Source organism: Pseudomonas japonica (assembly GCF_900188455.1).
Taxonomy (GTDB): domain Bacteria; phylum Pseudomonadota; class Gammaproteobacteria; order Pseudomonadales; family Pseudomonadaceae; genus Aquipseudomonas; species Aquipseudomonas japonica.
Genome location: NZ_FZOL01000022.1, coordinates 76530 through 100297, shown reverse-complemented (window position 1 = coordinate 100297; position 23768 = coordinate 76530). Strand labels below are relative to the sequence as shown.

The following is a 23768-nucleotide window of genomic DNA, read 5'->3' as shown; positions in this document are numbered from 1 at the left end:
AGGGCGCCATCCCTGGCGCGGTTCCCGGGACTCAGCCCAGGGTGTAGTTCAGCAGCAGCGTCGCCAGCAGCGCGACGAGCGAGGCCACCACGGTACCGCCGGTGAATTTTTTCAGCGCTTCTGAAAGCGACACGTTCAAGTACTCCTTGACCACCCAGAACGCCGAATCGGTGACATGGGCCCAGCCGATGGAGCCTGCGCCGATGGCGATCACCAGGATCTCGGGCTTGAGGTGCGGGTCGGCGGCGAGCATCGGGTTGATCATGCTCGCCGCGCTGACCATGGCCACCGTCGCCGAACCCACGGCGAAGTGCATCAGCCAGGCGATGAACCACGCCAGGACGATCAGGTTGATGTCGCTGTCCGCCAGCAGGCTGGAGATCGCCTTGCCCACACCGCTCTCGATCAGCACCGCATTGAAGGCGCCGCCGGCACCGATGACGAAGATGATGTTGGCCAGGGCCGGGAAGCTGCGCTGGGTGGTTTCCAGCAACTGGCCCATGCGCCGGCCCTGTCGCAGGCCGAGGGACCAGTAGGCGAAGGCCACCGAGATCATCAGCGCGGTCAGCGGATTGCCGACGAACTGCGCCACCTGCCGCAGCGGTCCGGCGGGCAGGCCGGCGGCGACGGTCTTGAACACCATCAGCAACAGCGGCAGGGCGATGGTCAGCAGGGTGATGCCGATGCCCGGCAGGGCGCGTTCGCTCGCGGCCTGCTTGCCATGGGCTTCGAGAAACGCCTGCTGTCGGGCGCTGCCGTCGCGGGCGCAGAACAGGCTGACCCAGATCGGTCCGGCAATGATCATGGTCGGGATGCCCACCAGCAGACCATAGAGAATCACCGTGCCGACATCGGCGTGGAGCATGCCGGTGATGGCCATGGCCGCCGGGTGCGGCGGCAGGATGCAGTGGATGGTCATCAGCGAGATGGCCAGGGGAATGCCGAGGTACATCAGGTTGATCCGGGTCTCCCGGGCGACCACGTAGACCAGCGGGATCAGCAGGACGAAGCCCACTTCGAAGAACACCGGGATCCCGGCGATGGCGCCGACGATGGCCATCACCCAGTGGGCGCGGCGCGCGCCGAGGTTGTCCAGCAGGGTCTTGGCCAGGCGCTCGGCGCCGCCGGACTCTTCGAGCATCTTGCCGAGGATGCCGCCCAGGCCAATGATCGCGATGAGAAAACCGAGGGTGCCGCCGATGCCGGCCTCCAGCGACGTGACGATCTTCGCCGCCGGCATGCCGGAACCGAAACCGACCACGAAGCAGGCGATGATCAGCGCCAGAAAGGCGTGCAGCCTGACCTTCATGATCAGGAACACGATCAGCACGATGGATGAAAAGAGAACCCCTAACAGCCAGGTCGTTTCTTGCATTGCTATGCCTCGCACCTTGTTTTTCTTGGGTGTGCAGATTCAGGAAGGGAAAGTGCCGAAGCTTCAGTGATTGCTCATGGCGTACTTCAACAGCGCAAAGAGGGGGGCTCGCGCCCGGAACGGGAATCCGGGCGCGAGCGGTGGTCACCCGAAGGCTTGGTCAAACACGCGGGTGCCATTGGCCGGGCAGCGCGGGCGCCGCCTAGCCGATGGTCTCGGACGAGTACGAGTCCGGCGACGGCGGGAACACGATCGTCTTGTTGTCATTGAGGAACACCCGGCCATGCACGTAGGCGTGGATGGCCCGGGCCAGTACCTGGCTTTCCACGTCGCGGCCCAGCGAGACGTAGTCGTCGGGGCTCTGCGCGTGGGTGATGCGGACGATGTCCTGCTCGATGATCGGGCCTTCGTCGAGGTCGGCGGTGACGAAGTGCGAGGTCGCGCCGATCAGCTTCACGCCACGCTCGAAAGCCTGCTTGTAAGGGCTGCCGCCCTTGAACGAAGGCAGGAACGAGTGGTGGATATTGATGATCCGCCCCGACATCTGCTGGCACATCTCGTCGGAGAGGATCTGCATGTAGCGCGCCAGCACGATCAGCTCGGCGCCGGCGGCGCGGACGATGCGCATCTGCTCGGCTTCGGCCTCGACCTTGTTTTCCGCCGTCACGCGGATGTGGTGGTAGGGAATGCCATGGCCTTGCACCACCTTCTGGAAGTCCAGGTGGTTGGAGATCACCCCGACGATGTCGATCGGCAGCGCACCGATGCCCCAGCGATAGAGCAGGTCGTTCAGGCAGTGGCCGAAGCGCGAGACCATGAGGATGACCTTGCGCTTGGTGCGCTCGTCGAAGAACTCGTGGTCCATGCCGAACTGCTCCACCAGCGGCTGGAACTCGCGGTCGAGGTCTTGCAGCGAGCGGCCTTCCTCGGCGCGGAAGGTGATGCGCATGAAGTAGTGGTTGGTGCTCTCGTCGTCGAACTGGGCGCTGTCGCGGATATTGCAGCCACGCTCCGAGAGGAAGGCGGTGATCGCCGCGGTGACACCACGGATCGACGGACAGGTGACGCGCAGGACGTAGTTGGGTTTGTTCTTGGTCATTTTCGATTCACCTTAAACGGCCACGGCGGCCTTCTGGAGGGCGAGGTGGTGCTGGCGCTGGAACGCCGTGACGGTATTGGCCAGCAGGCAGGCGATGGTCATCGGCCCGACGCCACCCGGCACCGGGGTGATGGCGGCGGCATGCCCGGCCTCGTCGAAGGCCACGTCGCCGACGATGCGCGAACGGCCATCGCGCTCGATGCGGTTGATGCCGACATCGATCACCACCGCGCCGGGCTTGATCCAGTCGCCGCGCACCAGCTCGGCACGGCCGACGGCGACCACGAGGATGTCGGCGCCGCGGCACAGGGCCGGAACGTCGGCGGTCTTCGAGTGGGCCACGCTCACCGTGCAGTTCTCCGCCATCAGCAACTGGGCCATGGGCTTGCCGACGATGTTCGACTTGCCCACCACCACGGCGTTGAGTCCGGCGAGATTGCCGAGGCGGTCCTTGAGCAGCATCAGGCAGCCCAGCGGCGTGCACGGCACCAGGGCGTCCTGGCCGGTGGCGAGGCGGCCGGCGTTGAGGATGTGGAAACCGTCGACGTCCTTGTTCGGGTCGATGGCGTTGATCACCGCGTTGGCGTCGAGGTGCGCCGGCAGCGGCAACTGGACCAGGATGCCGTTGACCTCGGGGTCGGCGTTGAGCTGGTCGAGCAGGGCCATCAGTTGGTCCTGGCAGGTCTGCGCCGGCAGGCGGTGGACGAACGACTGCATGCCGACGGCCACGGTCTGGCGGTGCTTGGCGCCAACGTACACGGCGCTGGCCGGGTCTTCGCCGACCAGGACCACGGCCAGGCCAGGGGTGTGGCCGGTGCGCGCGCGCAGCTCGTCGACATCGTCGCGCAGACGCTCGACCAGGTCGGCGGCGAAGCCTTTGCCGTCGATGCGCTCGGCCAGGAAGGGCTGGTTCATGGGGTTACCTCGTTGTTTTGTTGTTCTTGAAAAACGGGCGACGGATCAGCCACCGACCAGGGCGGCGCCGCGCTGGAGGAACTGCTGGAACTGTTGTTCCGGGACGAAGGCGCCGCCGGTGGTCCAGACCACATGGGTGGCCTGGGCGGCCTTGTCCCGCAGGCCGTGGGCGCGCAGATAGTCACGACCGCGCGGGCTGGCGACGACAAATTCGGGCCCGGCAAAGCCCGCGGCGGCGGACGGTTCGAGGCGGATCGCCTGGGTGCTGTGGGCCTGCCACAGCCAGCGGAACAGGTCGTCGTCGGCCACGGTGAAGACCCCGGACAGCAGTGGCCGCATCACCTCGGCGACGAACTCGGACATGCGCGCCACGGCCATGCCGTCGGCTTCGGTGCGGTTGCTCAGGCCGACGTCGTAGACCGAGACCAGCTCCGCGGCGCCGCTCATCATGTGCACCAGGGCGCAGGGCGACTGCACCGGCTCGACGAAGAAGGCGTGGGCGGCATCGCCGAAGATCGCCTTCAGGCCATAGGCCGCGCCGCCCGGGGCGCCGCCGATGCCGCACGGCAGGTAGATGAACAGCGGGTGCTCGGCGTCCACTGTGACCCCGGCGGCATCCAGCTGCGCGGCCAGCTCGCGGGCGGCGGCGCTGTAGCCGAAGAACAGCATCTGCGAACGCTCGTCGTCGACGAAGTAGATGCTCGGGTCGGCTTCGGCATCGATCCGCGCGTGCTCCACGGCGGTGGTGTAGTCGGCCTGGTGCCGGACCACCTCGACGCCGAGGCGGGTCAGGCGCTCGACCTTCCATTGCTTGGCGTCCGCCGACATGTGCACCACGGCACGGAAGCCCAGGGCGCGGGCGGCGATGCCGACGCTCAGGCCCAGGTTGCCGGTGCTGCCGACGGCGATGGTGTGCTGGGCGAAGAGGGCGCGGGCCTGCTCGCCGGCGAGCACGGTGACATCCCCGCCGGGGGTGAGGATGCCGCGCTTTTCCGCCATCTTCAGGGCGTGCATGAACACTTCGTAGACCCCGCCACGGGCCTTGATCGAGCCGGCCACCGGCAGGTCGCCGTCGGCCTTGACGAACACCCGGCCGTAGTCGGCGCCCTGGTAGCCGAGGGCGTTGCGCAGGGCCTTGGCTTCGATCAGTGCTGACTGGATGCGCCCGCCGGCCGCGGCCAGTTCGGGAAAGCAGGTTTGCAGCAACGGGGCGAGGCGCTGCCAGTTGGTTTCGGCCTCGGCGACCTGGGCGGCGCGCACCGGCAGGCCGGGTTCGGCGATGCCGTCGGCCTTGAGGCCGGGGTTCAGCCACAGCGCCGGGCGCCCGGCGAGGACGTCGTCGCGGGCGGGATCATCGGGAAGTTGAACGCTCATTTCGGGTTTTCCTGCAACAGCGGGAGAGGGGGCGGGACGCGGGTCCCGCCGAGGGTTCTCAGGCGTAGATCGGGAATTCGCCGCACAGGCGGGCGACGGTGGCACGGCTCTGCTCGATCACCCTGGCGCGGGTCGCTTCATCGGCGGCCTGGGCCTCGAAGATGTCGGCGATCAGGCTGCCGATCACCGCGAACTCGTCGGCGCCGAAGCCACGGGTGGTACCGGCCGAGGAGCCCAGGCGCAGGCCTTTCCATTCCGACGGACGCGCGCTGTCGAAGGGGATCGGGTTCTTGTTCGAGGTGATGTTGATCGCCGACAGGGCGTCCTGGGCCTGCTGCCCGGTGAGGTCCTTGGACGACACGTCGACCAGCACCACATGGGTGTCGGTGCCGCCGCTGACGATGCGCACGCCACGGTCCTGCAGCACTTTCGCCAGCAGCCGGGCGTTGGCCTGGACATTGGCGCCGTAGGTCTTGAATTCGTCGCTCAGGGCTTCGCCCAGGCAGACCGCCTTGCCGGCGATGGTGGCCAGGTGCGCGCTGCCCTGCACGCCGGGGAACACCGCGGGTTGCAGCTTCTTGAACAGGTCTTCGCGGTTGGTCATCACCAGGCCGCCCCGGGAGCCACGCAGGGTCTTGGTGGTGGTGCAGGTGACGAAGTCGGCGTGGGGGATGGGCGAGGGGTGCACGCCGGCGGCGACCAGCCCGGCGAAGTGGGCCATGTCCACCAGGTAGGTGGCACCGACCTTGTCGGCGATGGCGCGCATGCGGGCGAAGTCGATCTCCCGCGGGTACGACGAGCCACCGCAGATCAGCAGCTTCGGCTGGTGCTCCAGGGCCAGGGCCTCGACGTTGTCGTAGTCGATGCGCCCGGTCTCGCGGTGCACGCCATAGGAAACGATGTTGAACCAGCGCCCCGACTGGTTGGGCTTGGCGCCGTGGCTGAGGTGGCCGCCGCTGGCCAGGTCGAGGCTCAGGACCGTGTCGCCCGGTTGCAGCAGGGCGAAGAACACCGCCTGGTTGGCCTGGGTCCCCGAGTGCGGTTGGACGTTGACGTATTCGCAGCCGAACAGCGCCTTGGCGCGGTCGATGGCGGCCTGCTCGACCACATCGGCGAAATCGGCGCCGCCGTGGAAGCGCTTGCCCGGATAGCCTTCGACGGTCTTGTTGGTGATCACCGAGCCGAGGGCTTCCAGCGAGGCCTGGCTCACCGAGTTCTCGGAAGCGATCAGCTCGATCTGGCCCTGCTGGCGTTTCTTCTCGTCAGCCAGCGCCTTGAAGATCAGCGGGTCGCGCAATGCGAGGTTGTCGTTGAAGTAGGAATGCGTCATTGCGGCGGTACCTTTTGTTGGGTTTTTTCCAGCCTATCGCTGGTGAAAATCCAAAAAAAGCGATTAATATTTCAAGGATACATAAGCCTAACTTAACGATTGGAGGCCTGATGGATATCGGCAAACTCGGTGCCCTGCGCGAGCTGGCGGTGCGCAAGACCATGGCCGCGGTGGCCGATGCGCTGCATGTGTCGCCCTCGGCGGTGTCGCAGCAGATCTCCATGCTCGAACAGGAAGTCGGCATCGACCTGGTGGAGCGGCGCGGGCGCGGGGTGGAACTGACCATCGCCGGGCGCACCCTGGTGGAGCGGGCCAACCGCATCTTCGCCGAGCTGGAGTCGGCCCGTGCCGACATGGCCGAGTTGAAGAAGGTGGTGGCGGGCGATATCCGTGTCGCGGCGTTTCCCTCGGTGGCTTCGGCGCTGATGCCCAGGACCATGCGCAGCCTGCGCGCGAGCCATCCGCGCCTGGAGGTGCTGTTCGAGGAAATGGAGCCGGAGGAGGGCATGAACGCCCTGCGCAGCTGGCAGACCGACGTGGCCCTGATCGACGACCTCAATGTGCCGCCGGGGCTGCTGGATCCGGGGATCGAGCTGACGCCGCTGATCGAGGACGTGTTCCACGTGATGATGGCACCGGATCATCGCCTGGCCGGGCTGGACGAGGTGAGCTGGGCGGAGCTGGAGCAGGAGCAGTGGGTGATCGACACGGCGTCCGGCACCTACACGCGGATGCTTGCCGAGGCCTGTCAGCGCTCGGGCTACATGCCGAGGATCGTCGCCCGCTGCAAGGGTGCGGAAGTGACCAGCGCGCTGGTTCGCGAGGGCTGCGCCATCGCCATGTTCCCCGGGCTGCGGGCCGGCACTGAAACCCAGGGCGCGCGGGTGAGCCGGCTGGTGCCGGAGATTCGCCGAAAGATTTCCATCGCCTACCGCAAGGGCGAGAAGAAGAGCCCGGCGTTGCGGGTGTTCATCGAGTGCCTGCTGGAGCATGCGCGGGGGTTTCGTTGAGCCTGTACGCGGACCCTGTGTGAGCGGGTTTACCGGGACGCCGGACCGCCGCGATGGCGTCGGTGAATTCACTGCCGCAATCGCGGCGGTCCGGCGTCCCGGTAAACCCGCTCACACAAGGTCCGCGTAGCCCTCAAGATCTGCGCTGAACCTGTAGGAGCGGATTCATCCGCGATCGGGCGCGAAGCGGCCGTAAAACCTGAGTGCACGGTGTGTCAGGCAGATTCGGGATTCAGGTTCTACGACGGCTGCGCCGCCGATCGCGGATAAATCCGCTCCTACAGGTTCCGTGCAAGTCGCCCTTCAATTCGTAAGTTCCCCTTACGCCTATTTGCAAAATTATTCGCTTTTTCTCTCGCCCCCTTTGCCGTTACGTTGCAGCCAGAGCCGCTAACGCACGCTCTGACGGCGCTTCACACTTGGCCCCTGCACACGGGGGCCTTTTTCCAAAGAATAAAAAGAGGGCCAGCGATGCCACTTACCGACGTTATCCACGTTGTCTCCGGGCCCTGACCGCCCACCCGCTGCTTTCTGCCTTTTCCCTGTTGGTTTGCGCGTTTCCCGGCGATCCCGATCGACCGGCGGGAGCGCTCGTCCTGAATAAAACGAGGCGATAGAAATGAAAAAAGCAAACACCCCCCGCACCGCCGTCCTGGGCCTGACCGCCCTGACGCTGGCGACGCTGCTGTCCACCCCGGCCATGGCCGGCACCACCCTGGACAACGTGAAGAAAAAAGGTTTCGTGCAATGCGGCATCAGCGACGGCCTGCCGGGCTTTTCCTTCGCCGATACCAAGGGCGATTTCCACGGCTTCGATGTCGATGTATGCCGCGCCGTGGCCGCGGCGATCTTCGGCGACGCGAGCAAGGTCCGCTACACCCAGCTGACCGCCAAGGAACGCTTCACCGCCCTGCAGTCCGGCGAGGTCGACCTGCTCTCGCGCAGTACCACCTGGACCTCCTCGCGTGACGGCTCCATGGGCATCCTCTTCGCCGGGGTGGCCTACTACGACGGCCAGGGCTTCCTCGCCAGCAAGAAACTCAACGTCAGCAGCGCCCGCGAACTGGACGGCGCGACCTTCTGCATCCAGGCCGGCACCGTCACCGAACTGAACCTGGCCGACTACTTCCGCGGCAACGGCATGAAGTTCACACCGATCTCCTTCGACACCTCCGACGAATCGTTCAAGGCATTGGAGTCGGGGCGCTGCGACGTGCTCACCGCCGACCAGTCGCAGCTCTACGGCCAGCGCCTGAAGCTGGCGGCACCGGACGACTACGCGGTACTGCCGGAAATCATCTCCAAGGAACCGCTGTCCACCGCCGTGCGGCGTGGCGACGAAGAATGGTTCTCGGTGGTGCGCTGGACCCAGATCGCCATGCTCAACGCCGAGGAACTCGGGGTCACCTCGAAGAATGTCGGCGAACTGGCCAAGAGCACGAAGAACCCGGATGTGGCGCGCCTGCTCGGCGTCGACGGCGTCCTCGGCAAGGACCTCAACCTGCGCAACGACTGGGTGGTGCAGATCGTTTCCCAGGTCGGCAACTACGGCGAGTCCTTCGAGCGCAACCTCGGCCAGGGCAGCGACATGAAGATCAAGCGCGGGCTCAACGCCCTGTGGAACCAGGGTGGCCTGCAGTACGGACCGCCCGTGCGCTGATCACCGGCATCGCCCGGCCTGGCGCCGGGCAAACCCGCTTTCGCTCCGTTTTGCAGAGTCTCGATCATGTCCAGTCTTTCCCCCGTTTCGCGCCGGCTGTCGCTGGCCGATCCGCGCCTGCGCGCACTGCTGTTCCAGGTGGTCACGGTCCTCGCGGTCGTCGCGGTCGGCCTGTACCTGTTCCACAACACCCAGAGCAATCTCCAGCATCGCGGCATCACCTCCGGCTTCGACTTTCTCGAACGCAGCGCCGGCTTCGGCATCGCCCAGCACCTGATCCCCTATGCCGAGGCCAACAGCTACGCCCGGGTCTTCGTCATCGGTCTGCTCAACACCTTGCTGGTCACCGGCATCGGTATCGTGCTCGCCACGCTGCTCGGTTTCATCATCGGCGTGGCGCGGCTGTCGCCGAACTGGATGATCAACAAGCTGGCCACGGTCTACGTCGAGACCTTCCGCAACATCCCGCCGCTGCTGCAGATCCTGTTCTGGTACTTCGCCGTGTTCCTGACCCTGCCGGGACCGCGGGGCAGCATCAACCTCAACGACACCTTCTTCATCAGCAACCGCGGCCTGAACATGCCCGGCGCCTCGATCGCCGAAGGTTTCTGGCCGTTCGTGATTGCCGTTCTGCTGGCCATCGTCGCGGTGGTCGCCATGCTGCGTTGGGCCAACCGTCGCTTCGAGGCGAGCGGTGAGCCGTTCCACACCTTCTGGGCCGCCGTCGGCCTGCTGCTGGTGATCCCGGGTCTGAGCGTGCTGCTGTTCGGCAACCCGCTGAGCTGGGAACTGCCGCAATTGAAAGGATTCAACTTCGCTGGCGGCTGGGTACTGATCCCCGAACTGCTGGCGCTGACCCTGGCCTTGACCATCTACACGGCCGCGTTCATCGCCGAGATCGTCCGTTCCGGGATCCGCTCGGTGAGCCACGGCCAGACCGAGGCGGCCCGCTCCCTCGGCCTGCGCGAAGGGCCGACGCTGCGCAAGGTGATCATTCCCCAGGCGCTGCGGGTGATCATTCCGCCGCTGACCAGCCAGTACCTGAACCTGGCGAAGAACTCCTCGCTGGCGGCCGGTATCGGCTATCCGGAAATGGTCTCGCTGTTCGCCGGCACCGTGCTCAACCAGACCGGGCAGGCCATCGAGGTGATCGCCATCACCATGAGCGTGTACCTGGCCATCAGCATCGGCATTTCCCTGCTGATGAACGCCTACAACAAGCGCATCGCGCTGATCGAACGCTGAGGAGCCACGGATGAATGCCTTCGTCTTCAAGCCCGACATGCCGCCGCCGGTGCGCACGGTGGGTGCGCTGGCGTGGATGCGCGCCAACCTGTTTTCCAATTGGCTGAATACCCTGCTGACCCTGTTCGCCCTGTACCTGGTCTGGCTGATCGCGCCGCCGCTGTTGCAGTGGGCGATCGTCGATGCCGACTGGATCGGCGGCAGCCGCGCCGACTGCAGCGGGCAGGGCGCCTGCTGGGTGTTCGTGCAGCAGCGCTTCGACCAGTTCCTGTACGGCTACTACCCGACGGCGCAGCGCTGGCGCGTCGATCTCACGGTGCTCAGCGCAGTGCTCGGCGCGGCGCCTTTGTTCCTGCGCCGGTTTCCACGCAAGGCCGGCTATGCCCTGGGTTTCCTGCTGCTGTATCCGCTGCTCGCCTGGTGCCTGTTGCGTGGCGGCGTGGCCGGCCTGCCGCTGGTTGCCACCAGCCAGTGGGGCGGCCTGATGCTGACCCTGGTGATCGCCACCGTGGGCATCGCCGGAGCCTTGCCGCTGGGCATCCTCCTGGCCCTGGGCCGGCGTTCGAAGATGCCGGCGGTGAAGGTGGTCTGCGTGACTTTCATCGAGTTCTGGCGCGGCGTGCCGTTGATCACGGTGCTGTTCATGTCGTCGGTGATGCTGCCGCTGTTCCTGCCCGAGGGCATGAGTTTCGACAAGCTGCTGCGGGCCATGATCGGGGTGATCCTGTTCCAGTCGGCGTATATCGCCGAGGTGGTGCGCGGTGGCCTGCAGGCGATTCCCAAGGGCCAGTACGAAGCCGCCGCGGCCATGGGCCTGGGCTACTGGCGCTCGATGGGCCTGGTGATCCTGCCGCAAGCCCTGAAGCTGGTGATCCCCGGCATCGTCAACACCTTCATCGCCCTGTTCAAGGACACCAGCCTGGTGGTGATCATCGGCCTGTTCGACCTGCTCAACAGCGTCAAGCAGGCCGCCGCCGATCCCGCCTGGCTGGGCATGGCCACCGAGGGCTATGTGTTCGCGGCCCTGGTGTACTGGGTTTTCTGTTTCGGCATGTCCAGCTATTCGCGGCGCCTGGAGCGTCGGCTGGACACCGGTCACAAGCGTCAGGAGAACGAATGATGAGTCAGGCACCGATTATCGAAATCCACGACATGAACAAGTGGTACGGGCAGTTCCATGTGCTCAAGCACATCAACCTCAGCGTGCGGCCGGGGGAGCGCATCGTGCTGTGCGGGCCGTCGGGTTCGGGCAAGTCCACCACCATCCGCTGCCTCAACCGGCTGGAGGAGCATCAGCAGGGGAGGATCGTGGTGGACGGGGTGGAACTGACCAACGACCTCAAGCAGATCGAAGCGATCCGCCGCGAGGTGGGCATGGTGTTCCAGCACTTCAACCTGTTCCCGCACCTGACCATCCTGCAGAACTGCACCCTGGCGCCGATGTGGGTACGCAAGATGCCCAAGCGCCGGGCCGAGGAAATTGCCATGCACTACCTGGAGCGGGTGCGCATTCCGGATCAGGCGCACAAGTACCCGGGGCAGTTGTCCGGTGGGCAGCAGCAGCGTGTGGCGATCGCCCGGGCGCTGTGCATGAAGCCGAAGATCATGCTGTTCGACGAACCGACCTCGGCGCTGGACCCGGAGATGGTCAAGGAGGTGCTGGATACCATGGTCGGCCTGGCGGAGGACGGCATGACCATGTTGTGCGTGACCCATGAAATGGGTTTCGCGCGGACGGTGGCGGATCGGGTGATCTTCATGGACAAGGGCGAGATCGTGGAGCAGGCGGCGCCGGATGCGTTCTTCGATGATCCGCAGAATCCGCGGACGCGGGCGTTCCTCAGTCAGATCCTGCATTGACTGAGCGCATCTCCCCCCGTGGGAGCTGGCTTGCCTGCGCGGTCCTTCGCGGGCAAGCCACGCTCCTACGGGGGATTGCGAAGGGCCCCACGCCGGGCCGTGAAAATCGTTTTGTGTGGCGGATTCTTGCGCGGCAGCTAGCATCAAATTGTTACCTCGCAATTCACAGCCAATCGACTGCTGCCCAACGATCAGGGAGGATCAGCCATGAGTCTGCGACTCGGCCCGATAGTGCACTTTCAGGGAATCCATGCCGGGAAGTATCGCGTTTCGGCGTTGTTGGTCAGCGACCTGGGTGATCCGCCACCCGTGGCCAAACTGGTCAATTGCAAGCTGATCGATGTCGAGAAGATCGCCGCCATTCCGTTCGGCAAACCGACGCGCAATGTCTGGCGAATCCAGGTCGCCGTCACCCAGAAGAAAAACACCGCGCTGCGCTGCGACATCGATGTCGGCAACGGCCTGGCGAGCTTTCACGTGCCCGCCGCGGGCGAGTCGCCGTGCATCGCCTACGAGTCATGCAACGGTTTTTCCGCCGAGAAGTACCGCAAGAAGGTCATCGACAGGGCCAACGAGCGCTGGTTCGACATGGGCCAGCGACATGCCGTGAAGGACAAGGAGTTCCACCTGCTGCTGATGGGCGGCGACCAGGTCTACACCGATTCGCTGGCGGTGCTCGCCGGGCCGATGAAGGACTGGTCCGAGCTTTCGCACAAGGAGCAGGTGGGGGCGACCTGGAACAAGAAGCTGGAGGACCAGGTCGACCAGTTCCTCGCTGAGCTCTATGTCTCGCGCTGGAGTCAGGAAGGGGTGCGCCAGATGCTCCAGGCGATCCCCTACGTGGCGATGTGGGATGACCACGACATCACCGATGGCTGGGGTTCCTACCCGCAGGACCTGCATGAGAGCGAGGTCTACCAGAACCTGTTCAGGCTGGCTTCCGCGTACTACCGGTTGTTCCAGCAGCAGCTCAAGGTGGGCGAAACCCACCCGGCCGCGCTGCCTGTGGTTTCCGAGAAACCCGCGCCGGTGCAGGGCTTCACCCTGGTCTATGCGGGCCTGGGCGAGCTGGCGATCCTGGTGCCGGACCTGCGCAGCGAGCGCCAACCTGACCTCAAGAAGAAGGAGGACGGCAGCTTCACGCCGACCCGCATCGCTTCCGAGGCCACCTGGGATTCCATTTTCGCCTGGCTCAAGGGCCTGTCCGCGGCCAGACCCCGGCATCTGCTGGTGTGCTCCAGCCTGCCGGTGGCCTACCTCGACCTGAATGCCGCCGAGGTGGCGCTCAATGCGCTGCCGGGAACCTGGGAGCTGGAAGACGACTTGCGCGACCACTGGCGCAGCAAGCCGCATCGCGACGAGCGCCAGCGTCTGATCAAGCGCCTGCTGGATTTCTCCGCACTGGGTACGCGGGTCACCATCGTTTCGGGCGATGTCCATGTCGCCGCGGCCGCGGTGATCGAGTCGACGCTGCCGCAGCATGGCAATGGCGCGGGGGTGATCTTCCAGCTGGTGTCCACCGGCATCGTGCACACGCCGCCGCCGGCGGTGGCGGTGTACTTCATGGAGAAGTTCGGCGCCGGCCAGGAAACCATCGAATACGGCGTGAGCGCCAGGATGCTGCCCATCGGCTTCAAGGGCCATTACCTGGTGCCCGAGCGCAACTGGTTGAGCCTGGAGCCGGACAAGAAAGGCCGGATCTGGGCCAACTGGCATGTCGAGGGGCATGAGCACCTGCTGACCCAGGTCATCGATCCGGTGATGCGGGCGGAGTGAGGCACGGTGTAAAAAGTTGAAATAAGAATGATTCGCTATTAATGTGCCGCCCCGTATCCAGCCGTTCCGGCTACGGGGAGTGCCATGTCGCCACATGAAGCGGATTCCATCGTTCCTTTCGAAGTGCTCTACGGCAGCCATCACGGTTGGCTGAACGGCTGGCTGCGGCGCTCGGTCGGCTGTTCGCAGCAGGCCGCGGACCTGGCCCAGGACACCTTCGTGCGCCTGCTGGTGCGCAACCAGCCGATCACCGCCCGCGCGCCCCGCGCCTTGCTCGCCCGCATCGCCCGTGGCCTGGTCATCGACCACTGGCGCCGCGATGCGCTGGAGCGCGCCTACCTGGAAGCCCTGGCACAACTCCCTGAAGCCAGCCATCCCTCGCCGGAAGTCCGCCACGAAGCCCTGCAATGCCTGGAACGCATCGCGCAGATGCTTGAAGGCCTCAAGCCCGCCGTGCGCGAAGCCTTCCTCCTGTACCAGCTGGGCGGCCTGACCCACGCCCAGGTCGCCGCGCAACTGGGCCTGTCCAGCCGCACCGTGGAACGCCACGTGGCCAACGCGCTGCTGCACTGCTATCGCCTGTGCTTCGAGACGCCGACATGAGCCCGGCCGGCGAGCGCGTTCCGGAAAACATCGTGCGCAGCGCCATCGAGTGGCAGATGCGCCTGCGCGGCAATCCGCAGTTGCAGGAGCCCTTTCATGACTGGCTGCGCCGCGACCCTCGCCACCAACTGGCCTGGCAGCGCCTGCAGCAGATGGCCGGGATGTTCCAGGCCAGCCAGTTGCCCAGCGCCGAACAGAGCATCCCGTTGCTCAATCGCGCCTCCGCCGATCTGAGCCGGCGGCGCACCCTGAAGATGCTCGGCCTGCTCGTCGGTGGCGGTGCGCTGACCGCCGTCAGCCTGCCGTCGGCCTGGCATGCCGGCTATGCCACCGGTCTCGGCGAACGGCGCAGCCTCAGCCTGGGCAACGGCGTCCAGGTGCTGCTCAACGGCGACAGCGCGGTGGATGTGCGGGGCGGCGAACTGCTCCTGCGCGCTGGCGAAGTGCTGCTGGACGGCCCGCGCTGGCAGGCCCGCTGCCGTTTCGCCGAATGCAGCGGCAGCGACGCGCGGGTCGTGCTGCGTGAGCGCGACGGCTTCAGCGAGATCCGCGTCGATCGCGGCGAGGTGCTGGTCCGCTCGCCGGTGGGGCAGCGCCGCCTGCTGGCGGGCGAGGGCCTGGGCGTGTCGGCGGCGGCGATGACCGAGCTGGGCAAGAGTCCCTTCGATCCGTTCGCCTGGAGCCGTGGCCTGCTGGTGGTCAACGACATTCGCCTGGGCGAATTCCTCGCCGAGGCCGGGCGCTATCGCCATGGCTGGCTGGGGTGCGACCCGCGTATCGCCGAGTTGCGCCTGTCCGGCGTGTTCCGCCTGGACGACCCGGCCTCGTTGCTGGACAACCTCACCCACCTGCTGCCGGTGAAGCTGGTGGAACGCACGCGCTGGTGGGTACGCCTGGTCCCCGCCTAGACGCGGGGGAAAATTTTTTGTCGGACTTCAGGGACTCGTCCGGTTATGGGATATCTCTCCCTCATTGGACATCGTCATGCGCTCCGCCCGACTTCAGCCATTTCCCTTTCCGCCTCGCTCCCTGTCCCGCGCCGTGTGCCTGGCACTGGCCCTGGGCGGCCTGCCGGCCTTCGCCGAAACCCCGGCCGGCGTCGCCCCGGCGGTAGCGGCGGGGCCGCTGGCCCAGGCCCTGAGCAGCTTCGCCGAGCGCGCCGGAATCACCCTGTCCTATGCCCCCGACGATGTGCGCGGACTGAACAGCAGCGGCCTGAATGCCGGCGGCTCGCTGGCGGACGGCCTGGCGCAACTGCTCCAGGGCAGCGGCCTGGTGGCGCATCGCACCGCTTCCGGCTTCGTCGTCCTGCGCGACAGCGGCGCCGGTCTGCAACTGGAACCGACCCGCATCGACAGCACCGCGATGCAGAGCGCCTTCGCCCCGGTGGACGGTTACTTCGCCAGCAACGCCAGCAGTGCGACCAAGAGCGACAAGTCGATCCTGGAAACCGCGCAGAGCGTCAGCGTGGTCACGGCCGAGCAGATCAACGACCGCAAGGTCAACAAGGTCGAGGACGCGGTGGCCTACAGCGCCGGGGTGCGGGTCGGCAGCTCGGGCCTGGACCCGCGTTTCGACAACATCCAGGTACGCGGCTTCGAGACCACCATCGCCGCCGACTTCCTCGACGGTCTGCGCCAGCCCGGCAGCGGCTGGCTGTCGCTGTATTCCACCGAGGCCTATGCGCTGGAGCGCATTGAAGTGCTGAAGGGCCCGGCCTCGGTGCTCTACGGGCAGATCAGCCCCGGCGGTATGGTCAACCGCGTCAGCAAGCGCCCGAGCCTGCTGGCGAAGAACGAGGTGCAGGTGCAGGCCGGCAGCTACGGCCACGAGCAGGGCCAGTTCGATGTCGGCGGCAAGCTGGACGAGGCCGGCGACGTGCTGTTCCGCACCGTCGGCCTATACCGCGACTCGGGCTACTCGGTCGACCAGATGGACAACCAGTCGCGCCTGCTGGCGCCGTCGCTGAGCTGGCAGATCGACCCGGACACCCGCCTGACCCTCCTGGCCCAGTACCAGGAGCGGCAGACCGCGGCCTCGCCGATGATGCTCCAGGAGGGTGACCACCTGACCGACTTCTGGCAGGGCGACGAGTACTACGACAAGCTGCACCAGCGGCAGTGGACCTTCGGCTACGAGTTCGAGCACGACTTCAACGAGACCTTCAGCGTCCAGCAGAACCTGCGCTACGGCCAGGTCAGCACCACCAACCAGTACCTGCAACCCACGGCGTTGATCGACGGGCACCTGCTCGATCGCTACGCGGTCGGGCTGTACGAGGACATGAATTCGCTGTCCACCGACACCCGTCTGGTCAGCCGTTTCTCCACCGGCAACCTGCACCACACCGTGGTCAGCGGCGTCGACTACGCCTGGCTCGACACCTCGTTGCTGTACGCCTGGGGCCCGGCGCCGGGCATCGACCGCTGGGCGCCGAACTACCATCAGCCGGTGGTCAAGCCGACCGATCCGCTGGCCGACCAGGACGGCCTGGAGCACCGCATGGGCGCCTACGTCCAGGACCAGATCGAGCTGGACAACTGGCGTCTGTCCGCCGGCCTGCGTCGCGACTGGGTGCATGTGCGGCGTGACGACAACCTCACCGACATCAACAGCACCACCCGCGACTCGGCGACCACCGGCCAGCTGGGCGTGCTCTACCTGTTCGACAACGGCCTGGCGCCCTATGCCAGCTACGCCACCTCGTTCCTCCCGGTCAGCGGGGTGAATACCAGCGGCCAACCGTACAAGCCCACCGAGGGCGAGCAGTTCGAGGTCGGCCTGAAGTACCAGCCGCCGGGCAGCCGTACCTTGCTCACCGGCTCGCTGTACCACCTGACCCAGAGCAACGTGCAGACCCGTGACCTGGTCAACCCGCTGAACAACGTGCAGACCGGCGAACAGGTGTCCCGTGGCCTGGAGCTGGAAGCGGTGTCGGATGTCAGCGACAACCTGCGCCTGACCGCCAGCTACGCCTTCAACGACGCCGAAGTGACCAAGGGCAACAACGGCGACCAGGGCAAGGTGCCGAAGAACGTGCCGCGCCACCTCGCCGCGTTGTGGCTGGATTACAAGCTGCCGTTCGGCGTCGGCGTGTCCGGCGGCGCGCGCTACACCGGCAGCACCTACGGCGACCCGGCCAACGAAGTGAAGAACGAGGGCTACACCCTGGTCGATGCCGGCGTGCACTACGACTTCGGCGGTGGCCTGGACGGCGTGCGCCTGGCGCTCAATGCGCGCAACCTGTTCGACAAGCGCTTCATCAACTGCCAGGACGGCTACTGCTACCGCGGCGAAGCGCGCAGCGTGGTCACCAGCCTCAGCTATCGCTGGTAAGGGGAGGGCGGACCATGATGCGTACCCTGTTGAAAGCCCTCGGCATCCTGCTGTTGAGCGCGGCGGCCCAGGCCGAACCGGTGACCCTGGATGGCACCGAGCAATGGACGATGAAGAGCGCCGAGGGGCGCGAGTACCGGATCATGGTCAGCCTGCCGGAGGGCGACGTGCCCTGGACCGGCGGCTATCCGGTGATCTACCTGCTCGACGGCAACGCCTACTTCCCGGCGTTCCATGCCGCCAAGCGAGCCCAGGACCGGTTGCGCGGGGCGATCCTGGTGGGCATCGGCTACCCGAGCGACACCCCGCTGGACTTCGTCCGCCGCGCCTACGACCTGTCGCCGCCGGCCCCGGCCGAGCGCAACGACCCGCCGCAGGGTGGGCAGGACGTGTTCCTCGACTTCATCGAGCAGCGCCTGATGCCCAGGGTGAACGAGCGCTTCAAGGTCGACCAGGACCAGCGCAGCCTGGTTGGGCATTCGTTCGGCGGGATGTTCGCCATCTACACGCTGTTTACCCGGCCGCAGTTGTTCCAGCACTACGTCGCCATCAGCCCCAGCCTGTGGTGGCAGGACCGTTACCTGCTGGCCCATGAGAAGGCGTTCACGGCCAAGGCCCATGCCGGGAAGCTGGACCTGATCCACCGCAGCCTGAGCCTGGTCGCCGGGGATCGCGAGATGCCCCAGGAGATCCAGGACGTGCGCTCGTTGCAGCTGCGTCTGGAGAACCTGTCGCAGTATGGATTGCGCAGCGACTTCCAGATCGAGGCGGGGGAGGACCATGCGGCGATTCCGTTCCGTGTGCCGAACCGGGTGCTGGACGAGCTGATGAGTACGCGGCGCTACTGAAGCTTTCGGGATTGTCATCTGCGCCTCACCTTGCTGTTAGCTGCGGCTTCTTAGACTGGCGGGCATCGAGGGTCGCAATTCCCTGTGGCCCTGCAACAGGTGAGGTGTGTTATGCGAGTGCTCAAGGTCATTGTGCTTGCCGGTCTGTTCGCCAGCGGCGCCGGCGTTGCCCAGGCGGAAGACGGATTCGAGCGGATCCAGCGCTTCCAGGCGCAGTTCCAGGCCGAGCAGCAGCGGCTGTGGGGGGATCGCGGCGATGAGGGCAAGGAGCAGGTGGTGAAGCAGGAGAAGGATGGCAAGAAGGCGGACAGTTGAGGATTGCGAAGTACCCGGAAGCCAGGCGAATGCCTGGCTTTTTTGTTGTCTGTGAGGGCCTCATCGCTGCATGGGTATCTACACAACTCCGAAAGCCTGACAGGAAACTGCATCAGGGCCGCCAGGTGCCTGTCTTGAGTCTTGCAGCGCTCTGAAGATCGAGCGCCGCCCGCGCGGCGCATCGCGAGCGCGCTCGCTCCTACATTTGTTGCAACGTACCTATGTCTGACAGGCCATGGTTGTCCGCCTTGTTTGCACGACGCGGTATCGCGTAGACCCCAACAGCTTCCCCCGATAGATCGCCAAGCGACAAAGGCTGGCGACGCCGCTCCCACAGGCCATGGCACGTTGCAAAAAATGTAGGAGCGAGCGCGCTCGCGATGCGCCGCGCGGGCGGCGCTCGATCTTCAGAGCGCTGCAAGACTCAAGACAGGCACCTGGCGGCCTTGATGCGATTCCCCGCCAAGCCTTCAAAGATGTGTAGATACCCATGCAGCGATGAGGCCCAGGAGAACAGTCGAGAAACCAAGGTCAAAAGAAAAGCCCACGGTTCGCACCGTGGGCTTCGTTTTTATGCCACTTCTTCCTCATCCCGCCGATGCGCCCACTGATACAACGCCGGCAACACCAGCAAGGTCAGCGCCGTGGACGAGAGAATCCCGCCGATCACCACCGTCGCCAGCGGCCGCTGCACTTCGGCCCCGGTGCCTGTCGCCAACGCCATCGGAATGAAGCCCAGGGACGCCACCAACGCCGTCATCAGCACCGGCCGCAGGCGGGTAAGAGCGCCCTCGGTCACCGCGCTGGACAGGCTCGCGCCTTCTTCCCGCAAGTTGCGAATGAAGGAAATCATCACCAGCCCGTTGAGCACCGCCACCCCCGACAGGGCGATGAAACCCACCCCCGCCGAGATCGACAGCGGAATGTCGCGCAGCCACAGGGCCAGCACGCCACCGGTCAGCGCGAAGGGAATCCCGGTGAATACCAGCAGGCCATCCTTGAGGTTGTTGAACATCAGGAACAGCAGGGTCATCACCAGCAGCAGTGCCACCGGCACCACCACCTGCAGACGCTTGGCCGCCGATTGCAACTGCTCGAACTGGCCGCCCCAGGTCGTCCAGTAGCCCGCCGGCACCTGTACGTCGCGCTCCAGCGTGGCACTGGCCTCCTCGACGAACGAGCCAAGGTCGCGACCGCGCACGTTGGCGCTGACCACCACCAGGCGCTTGCCGTTCTCGCGGCTGATCTGGTTCGGCCCCAGTTGCAGGTCGAGGCTGGCCACCTGGGACAGCGGGATGAAGCCGATGCGCTCGGCCCCCAGCGCGGCATTGGCCGGCACCGGGATCAGCAGTTCGGACAGGCCCGCGACGTCGGTGCGCAGGGCTTCGGACAGGCGCACCACCATGTCGAAACGGCGGTCGCCTTCGTACAGGGTACCGGCCTGCCGTCCACCCACGGCGATGGCCACGGCATCCTGTACTTCACCGATGTTCAGGCCATAGCGCGCGGCCTTTTCCCGGTCGATGTTGATGGTCAGCACCGGCAGGCCGGTGGTCTGTTCCACCTTCACTTCCGAGGCGCCCTGGACGCCCTGCAGCGCCGTGGCGATCTTCGCCGCGGTGCGGTTGAGGGTATCCATGTCGTCACCGAACACCTTGACCGCGACATCGCTGCGTACCCCGGAAATCAGCTCGTTGAAGCGCAACTGGATCGGCTGCGACAGCTCGTAGTTGCTCCCCGGCACGCTGGCCGCGGCCTGCTGCACGGCGGCGATGATCGCCTCGCGGGACTTGCCGGGATCGCTCCACTGTTCCCTGGGCTTGAGCATCACGTAGGCATCGGAGATGTTCGGCGGCATCGGGTCGGCGGCGATTTCCGCGGTGCCGGTGCGGGCGAACACCCGCTGCACTTCCGGCACCTGTTCCATCACCGCTTTCTCCAGGCGCTGCTGCATGTCCACCGACTGGCTCAGGCTGGTGCCCGGCACGCGCAGGGCCTGCAGGGCCAGGTCGCCTTCGCTGAGGCTGGGGATGAACTCGCTGCCCATGCGGCTGGCCAGGGCGCCGCTCAGCACCACGGCGGCGACCGCGGCGGCGAAGGCCGCGTTACGGTGTTCCAGCACCCAGCGCAGCACCGGGGCATAGCCCAGGCGCGCCTTGCGCATGACCACGCCTTCTTCTTCCTTGACCTTGCCGGTGACGAACATGGCGATGGCCGCGGGCACGAAGGTCACCGACAGCAGCATGGCGCCGAGCAGGGCGATGACCACGGTGAAGGCCATGGGGTGGAACATCTTTCCCTCGACCCCGGTGAGGGCGAAGATCGGCAGGTACACCACCATGATGATCAACTGGCCGAAGATCAGCGGCCGGCGCGCCTCGCGGGCGGCGGCGAAGACTTCCTGGAAGCGCTCGCTGCGGCTGAGCATGCGCCCGTGGCGATGCTGGGCATGGGCCAGGCGGCGAATGGCGTTCTCGACGATCACCACCGCGCCGTCGACGATGATGCCGAAGTCCAGGGCGCCGAGGCTCATCAGGTTGGCGCTGACCTTGTTGTTGAACATGCCGGTGAAGGTGAACAGCATCGACAGCGGAATCACCATGGCGGTGATCAGCGCGGCGCGGATATTGCCGAGGAACAGGAAGAGGATGGCGATCACCAGGATCGCGCCTTCGACCAGGTTCTTCTTCACCGTGGCGATGGCCTTTTCCACCAGGTGGGTACGGTCGTACACCGTGACCGCGACCACGCCTTCGGGCAGGGTACGGTTGATCTCTTCCAGCTTGGCCGCCACCGCCTGGGACACGCTGCGGCTGTTCTCGCCGATCAGCATGAACACCGTGCCCAGCACCACTTCGCGGCCGTTCTCGGTGGCCGCGCCGGAACGCAGTTCCTGGCCGATACCGACCTCGGCGACGTTGCTCACCCGGATCGGCGTGCCGTCGACGCTGGAGATGACGATATTGGCGATGTCTTCGATGCTGCCCACCTGGCCCGGCGCGCGGATCAGCAACTGCTCGCCGCTGCGCTCGATGAAGCCGGCGCCGACGTTGGCGTTGTTGCTCTGCAGGGCGGCGACCAGGTCGTTGAGGGTCAGTTTGTAGGCGGCCAGGCGCTTGGGATCGGGGGCGATCTGGAATTGCTTGGCATGCCCGCCGATGGTGTTGATCTCGGCCACGCCGGGCACGTTGCGCAGTTGCGGCTTGATGATCCAGTCCTGGATCTCGCGCAGGTCGGTGGGCGTGTAGGGCGTGCCATCGGCTTTGCGTGCGCCGTCCTCGGCCTCGACGGTCCACAGGAAGATCTCGCCGAGGCCGGTGGACACCGGGCCCATCACCGCCTCGACCCCCTCGGGCAACTGCTCCCTGGCCACCTGCAGGCGCTCGTTGACCTGCTGGCGGGCGAAGAAGATATCGGTGCCGTCGGCGAAGATCACCGTGACCTGGGACAGCCCCGAGCGCGACAGCGAGCGGGTCTGCTGCAGTCCCGGCAGGCCGGCCATGGCGGTCTCCACCGGGAAGGTGATGCGTTGCTCGGTCTCCAGCGGCGAGTAGCCGGGGGCGGAGGCGTTGATCTGCACCTGGACATTGGTGATGTCCGGCACCGCGTCGATCGGCAGCTTCTGGTAGCTGTAGATGCCGATCCCCGCCATCAGCAGCACGGCGATCATCACCACGATGCGCTGCTCGATGGCGAAGCGAATCAGACGTTCAAACATGCGAAGTCATCCTGTGAAAGCGCATCAGTGGCTGTGCTCGGCGGAGGCCTTGCCCAGCTCGGACTTGAGGGTGAAGCTGCCGCGGCTGGCAACCACGGCGCCGGCCGCCAGGCCGTCGAGGATCTCCACGTGGTCGCCGTCGCGCCGGCCCAGGGTCACCGCGCGGGTGTCGAAGCCCTCGGCGCTGCGCACGAACACCGAGGGGCGTTCCTCGACCGTCTGCACCGCATCAAAGGGAACGGTGACCGCCGCCGGGGCGCTGCGGGTGGTCACGGCGACGCTGACGAACAGTCCGGGACGCCAGACGCCGTCGGGGTTGGTCAGGGTGACGCGGACGGTGGCGGCGCGGTTCTGCTCGCCGAGCAGGCTGCCGACGTAGCCGATGGTGCCGTCGACTTCACTGTTCAGGTCCGGCGACGACACGCGCACGGCCCGTCCGCTGGCGACCTTGTCCAGGTCCCGTGGGGGCACCGCGAAGGTGGCCCAGACCCGCGACAGGTCGGAGAGGGTGAAGGCGTTGCTGGCTTCGCTGACCACCTCGCCGAGGGCCAGGTGCTTTTCCACCACCAGCGCGTCGAACGGCGCGCGCAGTTCGTAGCGGTTGCCGCCGGCGGCGCTGACCGAGGCGCCGAGGGCGGCGACTTTCTGCCGGGCGTTGCTCAGGCCGATCTCGGCCTCCTGCAGCGCCTGTCGGGCCGCCAGGTAGTCCTGCTCGGCGGAGATCTTCTCCTGCCACAGCTGCTTTTCCCGCTCGAAGGTGACGCGCGCCAGTTCCACGCGACGCTGGGCCGCCTGCTGTTCGCTGCGCAGGTCGGAAATCTGCTGGCTGGCGATCACCGCCAGCAACTGGCCCTTCTTCACCGGCTCGCCGAGGTTGGCGTGTACGCTTTCCACCACGCCCGGTACCCGCGGCACCACATGGGCGGTGCGGTCCTCGTCGAAGCGGATTTCCCCGGGGAAGCTGACTACGCTGCCGAGCTCGCGCGGCGCCGCGGTCGCCAGCTCGATGCCGGCGCTGGCGATCTGCTGCTCGGTCAGGTGCAGGGCGCCTTCTTCGGCATGCTCACCTTCTTCCTCGGCATGGCCCTGCTGTCCATGGCCGTCCTCGTCATGGCCTTGCTCGCCATGTTCATCCTGGGCCGCGCGGGTGGCGGCCTTGCCGTGGCCGTGACCATCGTCGGCGGCATGTCCGGCGTCGTTGCCATTCCAGGCGGCAGCGCCAAGGCCGAGGGCCGCCAGCGCGGCTAGCGCGAGGGCGATCTTGCGTGTGTTGTCCATTGTTGCTCCAGAGCGACGGGCTGTCG

18 protein-coding genes are annotated in these 23768 nt (G+C 66.2%); 11 read left to right on the top strand and 7 right to left on the bottom strand.

Annotated elements, in window-relative coordinates:
* Nucleotides 1-31: 31 nt before the first annotated feature.
* The 5 genes from CHB99_RS23205 to CHB99_RS23185 all read right to left on the bottom strand — a co-directional run bounded on the left by CHB99_RS23205 (nt 32) and on the right by CHB99_RS23185 (nt 6093).
* Nucleotides 32-1375 carry a GntT/GntP/DsdX family permease gene (locus tag CHB99_RS23205; RefSeq protein WP_042128819.1) on the bottom strand — a complete coding sequence of 448 codons (1344 nt, stop codon included), beginning with the start codon at nt 1373-1375 and terminating at the stop codon, nt 32-34.
* A 202-nt stretch (nt 1376-1577) separates the two neighbouring features.
* Nucleotides 1578-2474 (bottom strand): formyltetrahydrofolate deformylase, encoded by an 897-nt coding sequence (purU, locus tag CHB99_RS23200; protein WP_042128821.1) that lies wholly within the window; start codon nt 2472-2474, stop codon nt 1578-1580.
* A gap of 12 nt (nt 2475-2486) precedes the next feature.
* Nucleotides 2487-3389, bottom strand: coding sequence for a bifunctional methylenetetrahydrofolate dehydrogenase/methenyltetrahydrofolate cyclohydrolase FolD (folD, locus tag CHB99_RS23195; RefSeq protein ID WP_042128823.1), 903 nt, complete (start codon nt 3387-3389; stop codon nt 2487-2489).
* Nucleotides 3390-3434: 45 nt separating this feature from the next.
* A complete protein-coding gene (gene dsdA / locus CHB99_RS23190; RefSeq protein WP_042128825.1) occupies nt 3435-4763 on the bottom strand; it encodes a D-serine ammonia-lyase in 1329 nt (442 codons plus the stop codon).
* A 58-nt stretch (nt 4764-4821) separates the two neighbouring features.
* A complete protein-coding gene (locus CHB99_RS23185) occupies nt 4822-6093 on the bottom strand; it encodes a serine hydroxymethyltransferase (RefSeq protein WP_042128827.1) in 1272 nt (423 codons plus the stop codon).
* A 110-nt stretch (nt 6094-6203) separates the two neighbouring features.
* Between CHB99_RS23185 and CHB99_RS23180 the strand changes: the two genes are divergently transcribed.
* From CHB99_RS23180 to CHB99_RS23130, 11 genes are all read left to right on the top strand, one after another.
* Entirely contained in the window at nt 6204-7103 is a 900-nt protein-coding gene (locus CHB99_RS23180; RefSeq protein ID WP_042128828.1) for a LysR family transcriptional regulator, read from the top strand.
* 619 nt (nt 7104-7722) lie between these two features.
* Nucleotides 7723-8763 carry an amino acid ABC transporter substrate-binding protein gene (locus CHB99_RS23175; RefSeq protein ID WP_042128830.1) on the top strand — a complete coding sequence of 347 codons (1041 nt, stop codon included), beginning with the start codon at nt 7723-7725 and terminating at the stop codon, nt 8761-8763.
* Nucleotides 8764-8829: 66 nt separating this feature from the next.
* Entirely contained in the window at nt 8830-10008 is a 1179-nt protein-coding gene (locus CHB99_RS23170; protein WP_042128832.1) for an amino acid ABC transporter permease, read from the top strand.
* Between the two features lie 10 nt (nt 10009-10018).
* Entirely contained in the window at nt 10019-11128 is a 1110-nt protein-coding gene (locus tag CHB99_RS23165) for an amino acid ABC transporter permease (RefSeq protein ID WP_042128834.1), read from the top strand.
* On the top strand, nt 11125-11868 hold the full coding sequence (locus CHB99_RS23160; RefSeq protein WP_089266650.1) for an amino acid ABC transporter ATP-binding protein: 744 nt from the start codon (nt 11125-11127) through the stop codon (nt 11866-11868). The genes CHB99_RS23165 and CHB99_RS23160 overlap by 4 nt, the downstream gene beginning before the upstream one ends.
* 207 nt (nt 11869-12075) lie before the next feature.
* On the top strand, nt 12076-13644 hold the full coding sequence (locus tag CHB99_RS23155) for an alkaline phosphatase D family protein (protein ID WP_042128838.1): 1569 nt from the start codon (nt 12076-12078) through the stop codon (nt 13642-13644).
* Nucleotides 13645-13728: 84 nt separating this feature from the next.
* Nucleotides 13729-14247, top strand: coding sequence for a sigma-70 family RNA polymerase sigma factor (locus CHB99_RS23150; RefSeq protein WP_042128840.1), 519 nt, complete (start codon nt 13729-13731; stop codon nt 14245-14247).
* Nucleotides 14244-15155, top strand: a complete 912-nt coding sequence (locus tag CHB99_RS23145; RefSeq protein ID WP_042128841.1) for a DUF4880 domain-containing protein — start codon at nt 14244-14246, stop codon at nt 15153-15155. The genes CHB99_RS23150 and CHB99_RS23145 overlap by 4 nt, the downstream gene beginning before the upstream one ends.
* A 76-nt stretch (nt 15156-15231) precedes the next feature.
* Nucleotides 15232-17583, top strand: a complete 2352-nt coding sequence (locus CHB99_RS23140; RefSeq protein ID WP_042128843.1) for a TonB-dependent siderophore receptor — start codon at nt 15232-15234, stop codon at nt 17581-17583.
* Nucleotides 17584-17597: 14 nt separating this feature from the next.
* A complete protein-coding gene (locus CHB99_RS23135; RefSeq protein WP_042128844.1) occupies nt 17598-18431 on the top strand; it encodes an alpha/beta hydrolase in 834 nt (277 codons plus the stop codon).
* 117 nt (nt 18432-18548) lie between these two features.
* Entirely contained in the window at nt 18549-18746 is a 198-nt protein-coding gene (locus CHB99_RS23130; RefSeq protein WP_141137326.1) for a hypothetical protein, read from the top strand.
* A 571-nt stretch (nt 18747-19317) separates the two neighbouring features.
* Here CHB99_RS23130 and CHB99_RS23125 read toward each other — a convergent pair.
* Together CHB99_RS23125 and CHB99_RS23120 are read right to left on the bottom strand one after the other, a co-directional pair.
* A complete protein-coding gene (locus tag CHB99_RS23125) occupies nt 19318-22464 on the bottom strand; it encodes a CusA/CzcA family heavy metal efflux RND transporter (protein WP_042130638.1) in 3147 nt (1048 codons plus the stop codon).
* Nucleotides 22465-22488: 24 nt separating this feature from the next.
* Nucleotides 22489-23742: an efflux RND transporter periplasmic adaptor subunit gene (locus CHB99_RS23120; RefSeq protein ID WP_042130636.1), complete on the bottom strand. Its 1254-nt coding sequence runs from the start codon at nt 23740-23742 to the stop codon at nt 22489-22491.
* Between the last annotated feature and the right edge of the window lie 26 nt (nt 23743-23768).

Coding starts and splice junctions, on each gene's coding strand:
- CHB99_RS23140 (WP_042128843.1), top strand. CDS start 15,232: ATGCGCTCCGCCCGACTTCAGCCATTTCCCTTTCCGCCTCGCTCCCTG.
- CHB99_RS23165 (WP_042128834.1), top strand. CDS start 10,019: ATGAATGCCTTCGTCTTCAAGCCCGACATGCCGCCGCCGGTGCGCACG.
- CHB99_RS23120 (WP_042130636.1), bottom strand. CDS start 23,742: ATGGACAACACACGCAAGATCGCCCTCGCGCTAGCCGCGCTGGCGGCC.
- CHB99_RS23180 (WP_042128828.1), top strand. CDS start 6,204: ATGGATATCGGCAAACTCGGTGCCCTGCGCGAGCTGGCGGTGCGCAAG.
- CHB99_RS23135 (WP_042128844.1), top strand. CDS start 17,598: ATGATGCGTACCCTGTTGAAAGCCCTCGGCATCCTGCTGTTGAGCGCG.
- folD (WP_042128823.1), bottom strand. CDS start 3,389: ATGAACCAGCCCTTCCTGGCCGAGCGCATCGACGGCAAAGGCTTCGCC.
- CHB99_RS23155 (WP_042128838.1), top strand. CDS start 12,076: ATGAGTCTGCGACTCGGCCCGATAGTGCACTTTCAGGGAATCCATGCC.
- CHB99_RS23125 (WP_042130638.1), bottom strand. CDS start 22,464: ATGTTTGAACGTCTGATTCGCTTCGCCATCGAGCAGCGCATCGTGGTG.
- CHB99_RS23170 (WP_042128832.1), top strand. CDS start 8,830: ATGTCCAGTCTTTCCCCCGTTTCGCGCCGGCTGTCGCTGGCCGATCCG.
- purU (WP_042128821.1), bottom strand. CDS start 2,474: ATGACCAAGAACAAACCCAACTACGTCCTGCGCGTCACCTGTCCGTCG.
- CHB99_RS23185 (WP_042128827.1), bottom strand. CDS start 6,093: ATGACGCATTCCTACTTCAACGACAACCTCGCATTGCGCGACCCGCTG.
- CHB99_RS23205 (WP_042128819.1), bottom strand. CDS start 1,375: ATGCAAGAAACGACCTGGCTGTTAGGGGTTCTCTTTTCATCCATCGTG.
- CHB99_RS23175 (WP_042128830.1), top strand. CDS start 7,723: ATGAAAAAAGCAAACACCCCCCGCACCGCCGTCCTGGGCCTGACCGCC.
- CHB99_RS23145 (WP_042128841.1), top strand. CDS start 14,244: ATGAGCCCGGCCGGCGAGCGCGTTCCGGAAAACATCGTGCGCAGCGCC.
- CHB99_RS23150 (WP_042128840.1), top strand. CDS start 13,729: ATGTCGCCACATGAAGCGGATTCCATCGTTCCTTTCGAAGTGCTCTAC.
- dsdA (WP_042128825.1), bottom strand. CDS start 4,763: ATGAGCGTTCAACTTCCCGATGATCCCGCCCGCGACGACGTCCTCGCC.
- CHB99_RS23160 (WP_089266650.1), top strand. CDS start 11,125: ATGATGAGTCAGGCACCGATTATCGAAATCCACGACATGAACAAGTGG.